The sequence below is a fragment of the Epilithonimonas sp. KH_059 genome (assembly GCF_057838485.1).
In genome coordinates, this window is record NZ_CM174468.1 from 1,689,262 (window position 1) to 1,704,648 (window position 15,387).

General features: G+C 40.9%; 13 protein-coding genes. 12 read left to right on the plus strand and 1 reads right to left on the minus strand.

Translation table 11 applies throughout. The features are described 5' to 3' along the window. Positions 1–140 precede the first annotated feature (140 nt). From AC3IRX_RS07965 to AC3IRX_RS07995, 7 genes are all read left to right on the plus strand, one after another. Positions 141–776 (plus strand): TetR/AcrR family transcriptional regulator, encoded by a 636-nt coding sequence (locus AC3IRX_RS07965; RefSeq protein WP_489209529.1) that lies wholly within the window; start codon positions 141–143, stop codon positions 774–776. Between the two features lie 91 nt (positions 777–867). Then, positions 868–1,875 carry an outer membrane protein assembly factor BamD gene (locus AC3IRX_RS07970; RefSeq protein ID WP_489209531.1) on the plus strand — a complete coding sequence of 336 codons (1,008 nt, stop codon included), beginning with the start codon at positions 868–870 and terminating at the stop codon, positions 1,873–1,875. A 38-nt stretch (positions 1,876–1,913) separates the two neighbouring features. Beyond that, positions 1,914–2,228, plus strand: a complete 315-nt coding sequence (locus AC3IRX_RS07975; protein WP_489209532.1) for a DNA-directed RNA polymerase subunit omega — start codon at positions 1,914–1,916, stop codon at positions 2,226–2,228. Between the two features lie 140 nt (positions 2,229–2,368). Next, on the plus strand, positions 2,369–3,574 hold the full coding sequence (gene coaBC, locus AC3IRX_RS07980; RefSeq protein ID WP_489209533.1) for a bifunctional phosphopantothenoylcysteine decarboxylase/phosphopantothenate--cysteine ligase CoaBC: 1,206 nt from the start codon (positions 2,369–2,371) through the stop codon (positions 3,572–3,574). A 123-nt stretch (positions 3,575–3,697) separates the two neighbouring features. Continuing rightward, complete coding sequence (locus AC3IRX_RS07985) at positions 3,698–5,347, plus strand: DNA repair protein RecN (RefSeq protein ID WP_489209534.1); 1,650 nt, start codon at positions 3,698–3,700, stop codon at positions 5,345–5,347. A gap of 52 nt (positions 5,348–5,399) precedes the next feature. Continuing rightward, a complete protein-coding gene (locus tag AC3IRX_RS07990; RefSeq protein ID WP_489209536.1) occupies positions 5,400–6,866 on the plus strand; it encodes a DUF5687 family protein in 1,467 nt (488 codons plus the stop codon). A 38-nt stretch (positions 6,867–6,904) separates the two neighbouring features. Then, complete coding sequence (locus AC3IRX_RS07995; RefSeq protein ID WP_489209537.1) at positions 6,905–7,630, plus strand: ABC transporter ATP-binding protein; 726 nt, start codon at positions 6,905–6,907, stop codon at positions 7,628–7,630. Positions 7,631–7,693: 63 nt separating this feature from the next. Here the strand turns inward: AC3IRX_RS07995 and fumC are convergent, their stop codons facing one another. Further along, positions 7,694–9,076: a class II fumarate hydratase gene (gene fumC / locus AC3IRX_RS08000; protein ID WP_489209538.1), complete on the minus strand. Its 1,383-nt coding sequence runs from the start codon at positions 9,074–9,076 to the stop codon at positions 7,694–7,696. 183 nt (positions 9,077–9,259) lie between these two features. Here fumC and AC3IRX_RS08005 point away from each other — a divergent pair, with 183 nt between their 5' ends. The 5 genes from AC3IRX_RS08005 (at position 9,260) to AC3IRX_RS08025 (ending at position 15,266) form a co-directional block, all read left to right on the plus strand. Continuing rightward, the gene (locus tag AC3IRX_RS08005; RefSeq protein ID WP_489209540.1) at positions 9,260–10,867 is read left to right on the plus strand and encodes a fumarate hydratase; all 1,608 of its coding nucleotides are present in this window, start codon (positions 9,260–9,262) and stop codon (positions 10,865–10,867) included. Between the two features lie 91 nt (positions 10,868–10,958). Beyond that, positions 10,959–11,231: a hypothetical protein gene (locus AC3IRX_RS08010; RefSeq protein WP_489209542.1), complete on the plus strand. Its 273-nt coding sequence runs from the start codon at positions 10,959–10,961 to the stop codon at positions 11,229–11,231. A gap of 174 nt (positions 11,232–11,405) precedes the next feature. Beyond that, positions 11,406–13,673 (plus strand): inorganic phosphate transporter, encoded by a 2,268-nt coding sequence (locus tag AC3IRX_RS08015; RefSeq protein WP_489209544.1) that lies wholly within the window; start codon positions 11,406–11,408, stop codon positions 13,671–13,673. A 125-nt stretch (positions 13,674–13,798) separates the two neighbouring features. Beyond that, positions 13,799–14,884: a peptide chain release factor 1 gene (prfA, locus tag AC3IRX_RS08020; protein WP_459082653.1), complete on the plus strand. Its 1,086-nt coding sequence runs from the start codon at positions 13,799–13,801 to the stop codon at positions 14,882–14,884. Between the two features lie 46 nt (positions 14,885–14,930). Then, on the plus strand, positions 14,931–15,266 hold the full coding sequence (locus AC3IRX_RS08025) for a hypothetical protein (protein WP_489209546.1): 336 nt from the start codon (positions 14,931–14,933) through the stop codon (positions 15,264–15,266). Positions 15,267–15,387 lie beyond the last annotated feature (121 nt).

Consider the following 15,387-nt stretch of genomic DNA (forward strand, 5'->3'; position numbering starts at 1 on the left):
GAATTAGAAGTTTTCCTTTTCAAGGGACAAGTTGCATGAAAATCTCCTATTTGATTTTCAATGTGAGGATTATGTGGGGATTCATGCCCTATTCTTTTGGTAGAACTTAAAAAAATGTTAATTTTACTTAAAGCTTTCTTATGAAGAAAAAGTTCACGGCAAAACAGATCAACATTTTAGAGGTGGCGGAAGAACTCATAGCGAAAAAAGGGTTCGACGGCACTTCCGTTCGGGACATATCTTCCAAAGCGAAAATTAACGTAGCGATGATCTCCTACTATTTTGGATCAAAGGAGAAAATGCTCGCCTATTTGTATCAGTATCGGGTGCTTCGAACTCGCGAAAATTTCGCAGAATTTGCACAAACCATTAAGGATGGAAAGCCTGAAATGCAAATGAAAGAAATCATCAGGTTCATTATAAGCCAGATGTTTAAGTATAATTATTTCCATGCTTTTGTCAAACAAGAGATTAGACACACAGAGCTCGTCAAAGACGAACTAATTGAATTTTACAAAACGGCCACACAGAAAATTGATTTCGTGATTCAAAAAGGCATTGCCTCGGGTGTTTTCCATTTTGCTCCGAAGCCAGAAGACATCCTAACTCATATTATTGGCTCCGCCGTTTTTGCAATCCGAAATCGCTCATTTTTTCAATCTTATCTCAGTGGAGAAAGTGAAGATTTTCTTGCGAATGCAGAAGAAAAAGTGAAAATGAGTAATTATCAAATGATATTTTCTGTTTTAGGTTACCAGGGCGAATCCCAACGATAGTTAAAGTCTCTTAAAATGAAATCTTTTGGCAAAAAAATCCTATTTTTGCAGATTGTAAAAGGTGTCGTCAAAACACGATTTTAATTAATTTATGAAAAAAACATTCACCCTCCTACTATTGGTGTTTTTAATGACTGCTTGCAACAAGCAGTACGATGTGGCACTGAAGAGTGCTGACAAAGCTCTGATTTTAAAAACAGCGAACGATTATTTCGCCAATAAAAAGTGGACGCAAGCAATTGCATTGTACGAAAGGTTACCCAATCTAGTGGCCGGTACAGACGATGCCAAAACCGTGATTTTTAATACGGCCTATGCAAATTACTACGACAAGCAGTATAGAATTGCAGCCCATCACTTCAAAAATTACTCGGTTACCTTCCCAGAAGATGAAAAAGCAGAGGAAGCAGCCTATATGTCTGCACTTTGTTATTACAATGGATCCTTGGACTATAATCTAGACCAAGCGAATACAGACTCCGCGATAAACGAATTGCAGAATTTTTTAAATCGTTATCCGGATTCAGAAAGAAGTAAGAACATCAATGAACTCATTGATGAGTTGACCTATAAATTAGAATATAAGGCCTACGAAAATGCAAGGCATTATTTCAAAATAGCGGAATACAAAGCGGCGGACGTTTCGTTTGAAAATGTTTTGGCAGATTTCCCTAGTACCAAACTTCGCAGTACCATCTATGAGTACATTCTTCGTTCTAAATACGAACTTGCTATGAATTCAGTGTTCGACAAAAAAGAAGAGCGTTTAGAAAGTGCCCTAGCGTATACGAGGTTCGTAGAGAAGGAACTACCGGATTCTTCACAGCAAAAAGTGGCTTTAAACCTACGTGAAAAGCTTCAGGATGAAACCGTACGTTTCCAGAAAACGAAGGTTTTGGTTGAAAAAGAACAGGCAAGATTGCTTGAGAAACAACGTGAGATGGAACTTGAGCTAGACCGTCGTGACGCGGAAAAAGAAAAGAAAGAGGACTTGAAAGACGAAGCGAAAGTTTTACGCGGAAAAGATGCGAAAGAAAAGCAAACTCTTGAAAATCCGACACCGGAGCCAGACGCGACTTTTAAAATCCAAAGAAATTAACTATCTTTGCAGACTTCAATTAAATTAATTCACTGAAAATGAGTGTAAAAGATACCAACGCAGAATTAACAACTGTAACTTACGATAGAGACAAGATCGAAAAAGGAACCAATTCCATTTACGAAGCGATTGTCATTATGGGAAAAAGAGCGGAGCAGATCAATGCTGAAATCCGTTCTGAATTGCACGGTAAACTCGATGAGTTTGCAGTTCATAATACGACTCTAGAAGAAGTATTTGAAAACAGAGAGCAAATTGAAATCTCAAAACATTACGAAAAATTACCAAAGCCTACTTCCATTGCGATTGCGGAATGGTTAGACGATGAAATTTATTCGAGAAAAACAGACTAAGGTCTTACTCTTTAGGCAATAAAAATTAATTAGAGTCACATCCTATAAAAGGGTGTGACTCTAATTGTTTTAAGTTGATGCTCTTTTGAGAAGTTCTATTGCTGCAAAATCACTAACTTCGTTTTTCTAACTGGATCTATATGCCTTTAGCAGATAAAAAAATACTTTTGATCATTTCAGGCGGAATTGCCGCCTACAAAATGAATGAACTTGTGCGTAGCCTTATAAAAAAAGGATGCGAGGTAAAGGTCGTTTTGACCCCTGCTGCCAAAAGCTTCGTTTCTGAGCTCACGCTTTCGACCTTGTCGAAGAATGAGGTGCTTAGTGAGTTTTATACGGCGCAAGGAGTTTGGAATAACCACGTGGAGCTTGCCCTTTGGGCTGACGTACTCTTAGTTGCACCCTGCACAGCAAATACGCTTTCAAAAATGGTACACGGTGCCTGCGATAACCTAGCTTTAGCCGTCTATATGTCTGCCAAGTGTCCGGTGTTTATTGCTCCTGCAATGGATTTGGATATGTATGTGCATCCTTCAACCGTTCAAAATTTAGACTTAGCACAGGACTATGGACATATCGTCATTCCGGCGAAGTTTGGGGAGCTAGCAAGTGGATTAGTGGGACAAGGTCGTCTGGAGGAACCCGAAGAAATTCTAGCGCAAATCGAAACGTATTTTTCCTCCTTCCAATCGAAGAAGGAGCTTATCGGAAAAAAGATACTTATTACAGCAGGACCCACCTATGAGGCGATTGATCCCGTTCGCTTTATTGGCAACCACTCCAGTGGGAAGATGGGTTTTTCCCTTGCAAAAGAGGCTGCACTACGAGGAGCTGAGGTTTTTTTAATCTCAGGGCCCAGTGCGCTTTTGCTAGAGCACCCCCATGTAAAAGTAGTTCGAGTAACTTCTGCTTGGGAAATGCGAAATGCGGTGTTCCAAGTTTATGATTCTGTTGATATTGCGATAGCAAGTGCTGCTGTAGCAGACTATGCGCCCAAGGAAGCAGCCTTAGAAAAAATTAAAAAGTCCGAAGATTCGATGAGTATTGAACTGGTTAAGAATCCGGACATTCTTTTCGAAATGGGACAGAAAAAGAAATCTCAGTTTCTGGTAGGGTTTGCCCTTGAAACCCAGAATGAGGTGCAAAACGCAAAAGGGAAACTTGAGCGTAAGAATCTAGATATGATCGTTTTAAATTCTTTGCGGGATGAAGGTGCAGGATTTAAAAGCGACACCAATAAGATTCGCATTCTAACCGAGGACCTCGAAAGAGAGTTCGATCTCAAGTCCAAAGAACACGTGTCTAAAGATATATTGGACTTTATCCAAAGCCAGCTTTCGTCCTAGTTTTCTAGACTCTTATTTTTACGAATTAGCTACTTTTTGAAAAGCGGAGTAGAATTTCGCTTTTAGGGGATTAATTTGAGAGGAGCCGGCGGTAAAGTCTCACAATATTCTTATTTTTGTCCTATGCTAAAGAGAATTTCAATTCAAAATTTCGCGCTAATCGATTCCCTAGAACTCACCTTGGGAAATGGGTTGCAAGTGATCACTGGAGAAACAGGGGCTGGGAAGTCCATTTTGCTCGGTGCTCTGCGTCTCATTTTAGGGGAGCGTGCGGATCTTAAATCTTCGATGAATGCAGATAAGAAAAGCATTGTAGAAGCAGAATTTGAAATTTCCTCTCGACTAGAACCCTTTTTTGAAGCCAACGATTTGGATTTTGATCCGCATACGATCGTAAGAAGGGAACTTCTTAGTGCAAGCAAATCACGAGCTTTCGTAAACGATCGCCCTGTGACGCTCGATGTTTTGAAAATGCTTTCAAGCCAACTTATTGATATTCATTCTCAGTTTGAGACCGCTTCTTTATTTACACAAGAATTTCAGTTTGATCTCATTGACGGTCTTGCTGGAAACAGTGGGACTCTAGAAAGTTACCAACACAAGTATGAGGCAGCGAAAACTCTTGAGAAAGAGCTTAAAAGACTAGAGAGCCAATATAAGGAGCTTACTCAAAGTGCGGATTATCGCACTTATTTGCTCGCAGAATTGGAAGATTTGCCACTGGATGAACTGGATTGGGATGAGGTGCAAACCAAATTGCAAACCCAAGAAAATGTGGGAATCATCGTGGAGAACTTACAATCGTTCTTTTCAAGGTTTGACGCCGAAGAGTTAGGGGTTCTTGATTCTATGCTTGACGCGAGAGCGAAGCTCTCAAAAGTAGCGGACCTTTCTCATGAGTTTACCGCTCTTAGAGAGCGTCTCGAAAGTAATTTCGTGGAACTGAAAGATATTCTTTTTGAACTTCAAAATAAAGCAGAAGATCTAGAGTCAAGCCCTGAGCTTCTTGCTGCTTTGCAAATACAGGTGGATAAAATTAACGCACTGTTTGTGAAACACGGGGTGGATTCCCTAGAGGGATTACGAGAGGTTCGGGATAAATTAGCCGGAGAGCAAACAGGATTTCATGAACTTGAATCTTTTATTGAAACCACCAAAACAGACCTTTCTAAGGCGCAGCAGGAGTTATCGGTTCTCGCAAAAAAACTCAGCGTTCAGCGATTGAAATATACAGATGTATTTTCGAAGCAAATCTCGCAGACCTTAAGCAAGCTGGGTCTTGAAAAAGCGCGGATGGAATTCAACATTTCGGAAGCAGAATCTTTTGGTTCCTTTGGGAAGGACCACATTCAACTTCTTTTTCAGGCAAATTCGGGATTTGATTTAAAGCCTATTCATCTGGCCATCTCTGGAGGAGAGCGCTCAAGAGTCATGCTGGCCATAAAGAAAATTATGGCACAATCGAGAGAGCTTCCAACTTTAATCCTCGACGAAATTGATACAGGGGTTTCTGGGAAAGTAGCGGAAGACATGGGAATCTTAATGAAAGAAATGTCAAGCGATTTGCAACTTATTCTCATTACCCATTTAGCACAAGTAGCGGCCAAGGGTCAAGACCACTATAAAGTAGTCAAAAGCGAGGTGGAAGGCAAAACGACCTCTACGATTTTAAAATTAGACGATGCTCAGAAACTATCCGAAGTGGCCCAGCTTCTATCTGGTTCTAAAATTACAGATGCGGCCCTTGCGCAGGCGAAAGAACTTATGAAGTAATATGTAACAAAAAGGGCAAATTTTCTACTTATGAAATAAATGCTCGTCTTTTATGTATATACGACTCCTTCGATTTGAAATTCTTAATTTTTTAAGAAATCCGCAGTTCGCAACGAATCTAGCTATGAAGATTCTAATGGGCTTTGGGATGGTATATTTTGGTCTTGTTTATTTGAGTACGCCTTTTATTCTGTATTATTTTGCGACTCAAGAAATGCAGGTGGATCCACTGGTTCTATTTTGCCAGTTTTTCTTCTTTTACTGGGTACTCGATCTAGCGGTACGCTACTTTATGCAGCCGATGCCCACGCAGAACATGAAGCCCTTTCTCACTCAGAATTTAAGCAAAACGTTTTTGGTTCGTTATACGATCTTTAAGACCTTCACCCATTTTTTCAATTGGGGATACTTACTCTTTTTGCTTCCTTTCGCAGGACTTCTCATTTTTGAAGGAGGGTATTCGGTTATAGGAACCCTTGGGTTTACCCTCGGGATTCTTTTCATGTTCTACTTAAGTAATTTTTTGAATATCTTACTCAATGGTAAAACGAGTATCCTAATCACCACAGTAGTCATTGCGGCCATTTTAGGAGCACTTGAGTATTTTCAAGTCTTTTCTGTACTCGCGATCTCTCAAACGGTTTTTCATAGTTTGTATTTACAACCTTGGCTTTGTGTGATTCCGATTGTGCTTGCCCTTGGAGCGGCGTATTTGGCCTATCAAACGATTAAAAAGACGTTTTATTTAGACCAAGGCTTAGAACTTAAAGTGTCCGAAGGAAAGACGGAAAACATTCAGTTCCTGAATCGTTTTGGCGTCACAGGAACCTTTATTAATAACGATGTGAAGCTTTTGAAAAGAAGCAAGGCTGCGCGATCCGCAGCGTTAATGGGAGTAGCCTTTTTGTTTTATGGCCTTTTGTTTTTTAATTCGGCCTACGAGACGGATTTCATGAAACTTTCCGCGGCGATTTTTGTGACCGGAGGCTTTATGTTTATGTTTGGACAGCGGGTTCCATCTTGGGATAGTTCCTACTATCCTTTAATGATGACCCTAAATGTTCCGTACAAACAGTATCTAAAAGGCAAGTGGGCGCTTTTAGTGACGGGGACCCTTGTTTCTTTAGTTCTCTCGTTCTTTTATTTGTTTTTCGGATTTGATTTGTGGCTTATTATTTTCGGAGCAGGACTCTATAATTTAGGAGTCAATTGTCACGTGACGCTACTTGCAGGAGCGTACAATAAAAAACCACTCGATCTTAATTCAAGTAGCAAGTCGTTTGGAGGGGGAAATAATTTCAGTTTGAAGACCTTCCTTTTGATCGTGCCTCAGATGATATTACCCATGGCGGTTTACGCGCTAATGAATCACTTTTTCAACCAATATTTGGCTGTCGCAGCTTTAGGGGGACTTGGTCTGATAGGGTTCTTACTTCGGGACAGGATCTTTGATATGATTGTAAAAGTTTATAAAAAAGAAAAATACACCACGCTAGAAGCCTTCAAAAAAGTAGGGTAATTCCAAAACCTCGCAGGCGAATAAAAAGAAAGAATACTATGATTGCAATACAGAACATATCGAAAGTTTACGGAGACAAAAAGGTCCTTAATATTGAGAGTCTTGAAATTCCGAAAGGAGAAAGCTTTGGACTCGTCGGGAATAACGGTGCAGGAAAAACCACCCTTTTCAGTCTTCTGCTTGATTTGATTGAACCTACCACGGGATTTATTTCTGTGGACGGAGCAAAGGTCAATGAAACGGAGAGTTGGAAAACCAAAGTTTCTGCCTTTATCGACGATACGTTTCTAATTGGCTATTTGACGCCCGAGGAATATTTTTACTTTCTAGGAGAATTGAGAGGGCAATCAAAGGCTCAAGTCGATGAGTTTCTCATTCAGTTTACAGATTTCTTTAACGGAGAAATTCTAAATGCGAAGAAATACGTCAGAGACCTCTCGAAAGGGAATCAAAAGAAAGTCGGAGTCATTGGTGCATTGATCGGAAATCCCGAGGTAATCGTGCTTGACGAACCTTTTGCGAATTTGGATCCTTCCACCCAGATTAAACTCAAAAATTTAATACGGAATTGGTCTACAAATTCGAACGTGACTTTTCTTATTTCAAGTCACGATTTAGCCCATACGACCGAGGTGAGCAATCGAATTGTCTTACTTAATAAAGGAGAACTCGTAAGGGATATCAAAACCAGTCCAGAGACCTTAAAAGAACTGGAAAGCTTCTTTACGCTCGGCGAAATGGAAACGCAGGCCGAAAGCCTATAACATACAACTAAAAAATCCCTCTTCTGAGGGATTTTTTAATGGATCTTAAGCAAGTGTTTCTTCTTACACCATATCTTGTGGGCGAACCCACTTGTCAAAATCTTCGGCACTTACTAAGCCTAAATTGAGGGCTTCTTGTTTTAGCGTCGTTCCATTTTTATGGGCGGTTTTGGCAATTTTCGCTGCATTTTCATATCCGATGTGCGTATTTAGAGCCGTCACGAGCATGAGAGAATTGTGTAAAAGTTGATCAATTCTTTCCTGGTTTGCCTCAATGCCTACGGCGCAATGTTCGTTAAACGAAAGGCAAGCATCGGCCAGAAGTCTTGCGGATTGCAAGAAATTATAAGCCATAACCGGTTTAAATACGTTGAGCTCATAATTTCCTTGCGTGCCTGAAAAAGAGATAGTCGTGTCATTGCCTAAAACTTGGGCGCAAACCATCGTAAGTGCTTCGTTTTGTGTCGGGTTGACTTTCCCAGGCATAATCGAAGATCCGGGTTCATTTTCCGGAATGAAAAGTTCTCCAATTCCAGAACGTGGCCCAGAGGCAAGCATTCGAATGTCTTGTCCAATTTTGAAAAGAGACACGGCAAGTTGTTTTAGAGCTCCATGGCTTTCTACAATCGCATCGTGCGCGGCAAGAGCTTCAAATTTGTTAGGTGCACTAACAAAGGGATGTCCCGTGAACTCTGCAATATACTGTGCTACTTTTTCACTGTATCCCTTGGGTGTGTTGAGTCCGGTTCCCACTGCGGTTCCACCTAAGGCAATTTCTTTAAGATGCTCAAGGGTGTTTTTGATGGCTTTAATAGCATAGCCCAATTGTGCAGCGTACCCTGAAAACTCCTGACCCAAAGTTAGAGGCGTAGCGTCCATTAAGTGAGTTCGTCCAATTTTGACAATCGAATTAAATTCTTTGGCTTTTGATTCGAGTGTGCTTTTAAGTGTTTCCACAGCGGGTAGAGTCGATTCCACTACAATTTTATAAGCTGCAATGTGCAGCGCTGTGGGAAAGGTATCGTTTGAACTTTGTGACTTGTTTACATCGTCGTTTGGGTGAACTGTAGAGGTTTCTCCAAGCTTTCCTCCATTGAGAACGTGTGCTCGATTGGAAATCACTTCGTTCACATTCATGTTGCTCTGTGTCCCCGATCCCGTCTGCCAAATGACTAGGGGGAATTCATCCCACAATTTTTGCTCAAGAATTTCCTCGCAAACTTTGCTAATTAGGTCTCTTTTGTCAGCCGATAAGACTCCCAAATCTGCATTCGTATAGGCTGCCGCTTTTTTTAAGATGGCAAAGGCCTCGATAATTTCTTTGGGCATGGAAGCGCTAGGTCCAATTTTAAAATTGGTTCTTGAGCGCTCTGTTTGAGCCCCCCAATACCGGTCTATAGGCACTTGAACTGTGCCCATCGTATCGTGTTCCGTACGGTAGTTCATTGTGTTTTTTATTAATTAAAGTATGATTTGATGATTATAAAGTTACGAATTTTCCGTGGATTAGGCCCAAAAGAGAAGGTTCTTTGATCTTAAACCCGATCCCCTGCTAAAGCTTACGGAGGCGGATTCTAATTTTCTAGAATCTATTAATTTGCTTATTTTTACGGCTCAAAATTAAAACCAATGGATTTTCAATACCAAGAACCGTATCCGATTCTAAAAGACGATACTCCTTACAAAGAACTAACCTCTAACTATGTTTCCACTCAAAAAGTGGGGGATCGCGAGATTCTGGTCTTGGACCCAAAGGGGCTCGAAATTTTGGCTGAAAACGCACTTGCCGATGTTTCCTTTATGCTTCGTAGTTCTCACCTGCAAAAGTTGAGGAATATTATTGAAGACCCAGAAGCAACGGATAACGATCGGTTTGTTGCCTACAATTTACTTCAAAATGCGGCTGTGGCCATAGAAGGAGCGCTTCCTTCTTGCCAAGATACCGGAACCGCGATTTGCATGGCGAAAAAAGGTGAGGATGTGTACACGGGCAGTGTGGACGCCGAATGGATTTCCAAAGGAATTTTCAACACGTACCAAAGTCGTAACCTTCGTTACTCCCAAATTGTGCCTATTAACATGTTTGAAGAGAAGAATTCAGGATCGAATCTGCCCGCTCAAATAGATATTTATGCTACCCAAGGTGCGAAGTATGAATTTTTGTTTCTGGCAAAAGGAGGAGGGTCTGCAAACAAAACTTTTTTATACCAAAAGACAAAATCACTTCTGAACGAAAAATCGTTAGAGGAGTTCGTTTCCAAAGCAATTATGGATTTAGGGACGGCAGCATGTCCACCTTATCATTTGGCTTTTGTGATTGGAGGGACTTCCGCGGAAGCGAATTTAGCGGCCGTGAAAAAAGCAAGTGCTGGGTATTTTGATCACTTGCCTACAGAAGGAAATGAGGGAGGTCAGGCGTTTCGTGATCTTGAATGGGAAAAGAAGATTCAAGAGATTTGTCAAAAATCCGCTATTGGTGCTCAGTTTGGAGGGAAATACTTAACCCATGACGTAAGAGTAATTCGACTTCCTAGACACGCAGCCTCTTGTCCTGTGGGAATGGGGGTTTCTTGCTCTGCAGACCGAAATATAAAAGCGATAATTACGAAGGAGGGACTTTTTCTAGAACAACTAGAAGAGGATCCAAAGCGCTTCCTTCCGCAAACCGCTCCCCATCTTGAAAAAGCCGTGGAGATTGATTTGAATCAGCCGATGGAAGAAATCCGTGCTGAGTTGTCAAAATATCCGGTCAAGACCCGCCTTAAATTAAGTGGAACTCTTATTGTGGCCCGTGACATCGCACATGCGAAAATTAAAGAAATGCTCGACCGTGGAGAAGCGATGCCTGAATATTTTAAAAACCATCCGGTTTACTATGCAGGACCTGCAAAAACTCCAGAAGGACTTCCTTCCGGTAGTTTTGGACCCACGACTGCTGGTAGAATGGATGTTTATGTAGATGAATTCCAGTCTCACGGAGGAAGTATGGTGATGCTTGCAAAAGGAAATCGCAGTGACAGTGTTACAAATGCTTGCGGTAAATATGGAGGGTTTTATTTGGGGTCGATTGGAGGTCCTGCGGCCATTCTAGCCAAAGAAAACATACAATCAGTGGAAGTTCTTGATTTCCCTGAACTCGGTATGGAAGCGGTACGGAAAATCGAAGTAAAAGATTTCCCAGCCTTTATCATTACGGACGACAAAGGGAACGATTTTTTTCAGTCTTTAACCCGCTGAGAAGTTTAGAATCAGAATAAACAATTAAAAAGAGGGGTTAGAATTTTAGTAATAGAATTAAAAATACTATTTTTGCTCAAAATCTAAAGAAATGTTAACAGTATTAGAATTGTGGCCATTTTACCAATTTATTTGGTTCGTGTTTTTTATAATCATGATGCTCGTTGGATTCTGGTGTATCCTAATGTTCTTCGGACTCGTGATTCCGTTGTGGTTAACGGAAGGACTAATGGAGTACTTTGGTAAAACCAAACCTTTTGACCCAGAAGAAATAAGACGTAAAACTTTGCCAGAACAAGGAGCAGAAGTTATCTATAGCAATCCAAAAGGGAGAGGTCCCTTTTTGCACGAAGGTCATCACTAGTGGATGATGGTGTGATTTGCTCTATAGCTGAGTGAATTGCATTCTCAAAGCAAAACTATATATACAAACCGATCCATTGGATCGGTTTTTTTGGGTCCAAACCCCAATGTTAAGTTTTGTTAACATATGATGAGTACCCTTGAGCATAGTCGTAAATTGCGGCAAACTATTTTCATGGATTATTTCATTTTTGTGGTAGGTGCTCTACTTGTACTTGCTGTTATTGATTTAGTAGTGGGCGTAAGTAACGATGCGGTGAATTTTTTAAATTCCGCTATCGGGTCTAAAGTAGCCTCTTTTCGGACCATTATCTTAATCGCAATTGCGGGTGTGGTCATAGGCTCCGTTTTTTCAAGTGGCATTATGGAAATTGCTCGAAAGGGAATTTTCTATCCGCAGTACTTTACTTTTGACGTACTTCTAATTGTATTTTTAGCCGTGATCCTCACGGATATTATTCTATTAGATGTATTTAACAGTCTTGGTTTGCCGACTTCTACCACCGTCTCTATTATTTTCGAACTCTTAGGGGCCTCGCTTATGGCTGGGTTTTTACTTTCGATGACGAACAATGAGACTATAAGTGAGATATGGAAATACATTAATTTTGAAAGTACAAACAACATCATCTCCGGTATATTTCTATCGATTTTAATCGCGTTTACGGCTGGGGCTATAATTCAGTACCTAATAAGAATTTTGTTTACCTTTAATTTTGACAAAAAATTAGCTACCTACGGAGTTTTGTTTTCCTCAATTGGAATCACTTCCATTGTTTATTTCCTACTGATTAAAGGATTAAAAGGAACCACTCTATTAAACCAAGAGATTGCCCTATTAATTCAAGAGAATACAAATGCTATTTTAGCAGGAATGTTTGTTTTCGCCTTGGTTGTACTTTACCTTTTGCAGCGATTCTACAAAGTGAACCCACTAAAGGTTGTGGTCCTTTTAGGAACCTTCGCTCTGGCGATGGCTTTTGCTGGAAACGACTTAGTCAACTTTATTGGAGTTCCCATTTCAGGACTCTTAGCGTTTCAAGATTGGGCTAGTTCCGGAGTTCCTGCAAACGAGTATTTCATGGATTATTTGGCAGGCAACGATGTGCTTGTACCTAATTATATGTTGTTAATTGCAGGGATTATCATGGGACTTACCATTTGGTTCAGTGCAAAGGCAAAGAATGTGACGGAAACGGAAGTAAGTCTCGGTCGACAAGACGAAGGAGACGAGCGATTTAAAGCGAACTTAATCTCACGTAGCATTGTGAACTCCTCGCTTACTTTTGGAAAAATCTTTGGAGTTATTATTCCTCAACCCATTACGAGACGCTATCGTAACACCATCCAGGAAAAGAAATTAATTGAAGCGGCTGAATCGCAAGATGCACCTTCGTTCGACTTAGTGCGCGCGGCTGTGAATCTAGTGATTGCCTCGAGTATCATTGCTTGGGCTACTTCGCAGAAGCTCCCTTTGTCCACTACCTATGTTACCTTCATGGTCGCAATGGGAAGTTCGCTTGCAGACAATGCATGGGGAAGAGACAGCGCAGTATATAGAGTAGCAGGTGTACTTTCCGTGATCGGAGGTTGGTTTATTACGGCCTTAATTGCTTTTAGCGTTTCTGCTGTGTTTGCCTTAATTATGTACAAAGGGGGTAGAGAGGGAACCTATGCGCTTATGGGGGTTGTTTTTGCCTTTATTGTGGTATCCAATATTCGCTTCAGTATGAAAGTGAAGGAGAAGAAGAGAAATGAGGATCGTCTTAAGGTTTTAGGAGATAGTGACTTAAATACAGTTCAGAAGTACCAATCTATTGTAAGTTCTACGGTTTCTGAAATTGCAATCAACTACAACCTAATCTTAGATGGGCTGATCGAAGGAAATATCGCAAAATTAGAAAGTGCGAATAAATCTCTAGCCGATTTAGAGAAGCACGGTCATCAAGTAAGGGTCAAAAGTATTAAATACATTAAGTCCTTAAGCATTAATGACAAGCAAACGGCGCAGGCCATTGTTCTAAGCAGTGATTTCATTCAAGACCTTGCTCAATCAACTAGGTCCTTAAGCAATGAAGCTCTCTATTTTGTGAAGAACCTGCATGTGGTTAGTGATTTAGAGTTTTTAAAAGACCTTAAGAAACTGGATTCAAGAATGGGTGAGTTCTTCAATATCATCTTAGTTTCTCTAGAGCAAACGGCCGATGAGAATATTCATGATATCCGTGCGGAGAGAGATAAGGTGCGAGCTTATATCAACGAAAAATTGGATTATCAGATCGCCAACATTAACAGAACCAAGCCTTCCACAAAAGAAGGAGTGCTTCAAACCAACGTGTTTTTACAGAGTAGAGACATTCAGGCGGTGTTAATGCGTATTTCGAAAATGTTTATCAATCTCTATGAGAATAGAATTGTTGAACCTAGCGAACCGGGAAATTAAACCTTAAAATAAATTCCTATCAATCCACTCAAATGAGTGGATTGATAGTTTTAGAAAGAGTTTCTTAAAGCTCCCTCGATGGTTTTGCAAGTTTTCTTTATCTTTGCAGGCACAAAAAGTTATCCATGTCAAAATCCCTAATTCCTAAGCTTGAAGCAATCAAGCAACGCTATAACGAGGTCGCCGACCTCATCATCCAACCCGATGTGATCATGGATCAAAAACGCTATTCTCAGCTAAATAAGGAGTATAGCGATCTGGGTAAGATCGTGAAGGTATACGATGAGTATAAATCCGCGCTTGATACCATCAAGGAATCGGATGAAATCATTGCGGACGGCAGCGACAAGGAATTCGTGGATTTGGCCAAAATGGAGAAATTAGAAGCCCAAGATAAATTGCCAGAGTTCGAAGAGGCATTAAAGGTCCTTCTGATTCCTAAAGACCCAACGGATGATAAAAACGTCATTGTGGAACTTCGTGCAGGAACCGGAGGAGACGAGGCTGCTATTTTTGTCGAAGATATTTATAGAATGTACGCAATGTACTTCAAAACCAAAGGGTGGAAGCACGAAATTACCGACTCTAACGAAGCTGCCAAAGGATACAAAGAACTCATCATGAAAGTGGAGGGAGATGGCATTTACGGTATTATGAAATTTGAATCCGGGGTTCACCGGGTACAGCGTGTCCCTGAGACCGAATCCCAAGGGAGAGTGCATACCTCTGCAATTACGGTGGCCGTTTTGCCAGAAGCAGAAGAAGTGGATGTAGAAATCAACCCTGCCGATATTGAAATGCAAACTTCACGTTCCGGAGGAGCAGGAGGGCAAAATGTGAACAAGGTGGAAACCAAGGTTCAGTTAACCCACAAACCTTCGGGTCTTGTGGTTGTTTGCCAACAGGCTCGTTCTCAGTTAGCCAACCGAGAGCTTGCGATGGAAATGCTAAGAGCAAAACTTTACGACATTGAACTTCAAAAGGTTCAAGGCGATGTCGCTGCTCAGCGTAAATCCATGGTTTCAACCGGAGATAGATCTGCAAAGATTAAAACCTATAATTATCCTCAAGGTAGAGTCACCGACCACCGAGTTAACAAATCCATTTACAACCTGGATGCGTATATGAATGGGGACATTCAAGAAATGATTGATGCGGTCATCATGGCGGAAAATGCCGAGAAGATGAAAGGTGCAGAGGACGAGTATTAGAAGTTTGGTTTAGTATTTGTTACCTAATATAGAAAGTATTAAAACGATGAAAAAATTGGTTCTACTCGGTCTAATGGGAAGTCTATTCACTTTAGGCGCCTGCGTAAAAGAAAAAACAACGGTGATTCAGCAAGACGGTGATACCACCACGATTGAACACGTCGGAATCGATGAGCAGAAAGTAGATTCAAGTGCAGAAAACTTTAAAGCGAAATCCCAAGAGGCAGCGCAGAAAGCTAAAGTGAAATTGAACGAAGTAGGAGATGCCCTTAAAGAAGGATCTAAAGATCTCAAACGAGAAGCGAAGAAAGTGACCGCCGATGCAGCCTCTGCAGTAGAAAAAGGAGCAAAGGACGTCAAAGAATCGGTTTCTGAAAAGTGATAAATTTAAATGTTTAAAAGAGAAGCATGTCTTACCCAAGGCATGTTTTTTTTCGTTTAACACTCTGGAATGCGCCCTTTCCTAGACCTCATAGAGGCACTCGAAAAACCTCGTAAAAATT

Excerpts from the sequence above, each read along its gene's own strand:
- AC3IRX_RS07965 (WP_489209529.1), top strand. The coding sequence starts at position 141 with ATGAAGAAAAAGTTCACGGCAAAACAGATCAACATTTTAGAGGTGGCG.
- AC3IRX_RS07970 (WP_489209531.1), top strand. The coding sequence starts at position 868 with ATGAAAAAAACATTCACCCTCCTACTATTGGTGTTTTTAATGACTGCT.
- AC3IRX_RS07975 (WP_489209532.1), top strand. The coding sequence starts at position 1,914 with ATGAGTGTAAAAGATACCAACGCAGAATTAACAACTGTAACTTACGAT.
- coaBC (WP_489209533.1), top strand. The coding sequence starts at position 2,369 with ATGCCTTTAGCAGATAAAAAAATACTTTTGATCATTTCAGGCGGAATT.
- AC3IRX_RS07985 (WP_489209534.1), top strand. The coding sequence starts at position 3,698 with ATGCTAAAGAGAATTTCAATTCAAAATTTCGCGCTAATCGATTCCCTA.
- AC3IRX_RS07990 (WP_489209536.1), top strand. The coding sequence starts at position 5,400 with ATGTATATACGACTCCTTCGATTTGAAATTCTTAATTTTTTAAGAAAT.
- AC3IRX_RS07995 (WP_489209537.1), top strand. The coding sequence starts at position 6,905 with ATGATTGCAATACAGAACATATCGAAAGTTTACGGAGACAAAAAGGTC.
- fumC (WP_489209538.1), bottom strand. The coding sequence starts at position 9,076 with ATGAACTACCGTACGGAACACGATACGATGGGCACAGTTCAAGTGCCT.
- AC3IRX_RS08005 (WP_489209540.1), top strand. The coding sequence starts at position 9,260 with ATGGATTTTCAATACCAAGAACCGTATCCGATTCTAAAAGACGATACT.
- AC3IRX_RS08010 (WP_489209542.1), top strand. The coding sequence starts at position 10,959 with ATGTTAACAGTATTAGAATTGTGGCCATTTTACCAATTTATTTGGTTC.
- AC3IRX_RS08015 (WP_489209544.1), top strand. The coding sequence starts at position 11,406 with ATGGATTATTTCATTTTTGTGGTAGGTGCTCTACTTGTACTTGCTGTT.
- prfA (WP_459082653.1), top strand. The coding sequence starts at position 13,799 with ATGTCAAAATCCCTAATTCCTAAGCTTGAAGCAATCAAGCAACGCTAT.
- AC3IRX_RS08025 (WP_489209546.1), top strand. The coding sequence starts at position 14,931 with ATGAAAAAATTGGTTCTACTCGGTCTAATGGGAAGTCTATTCACTTTA.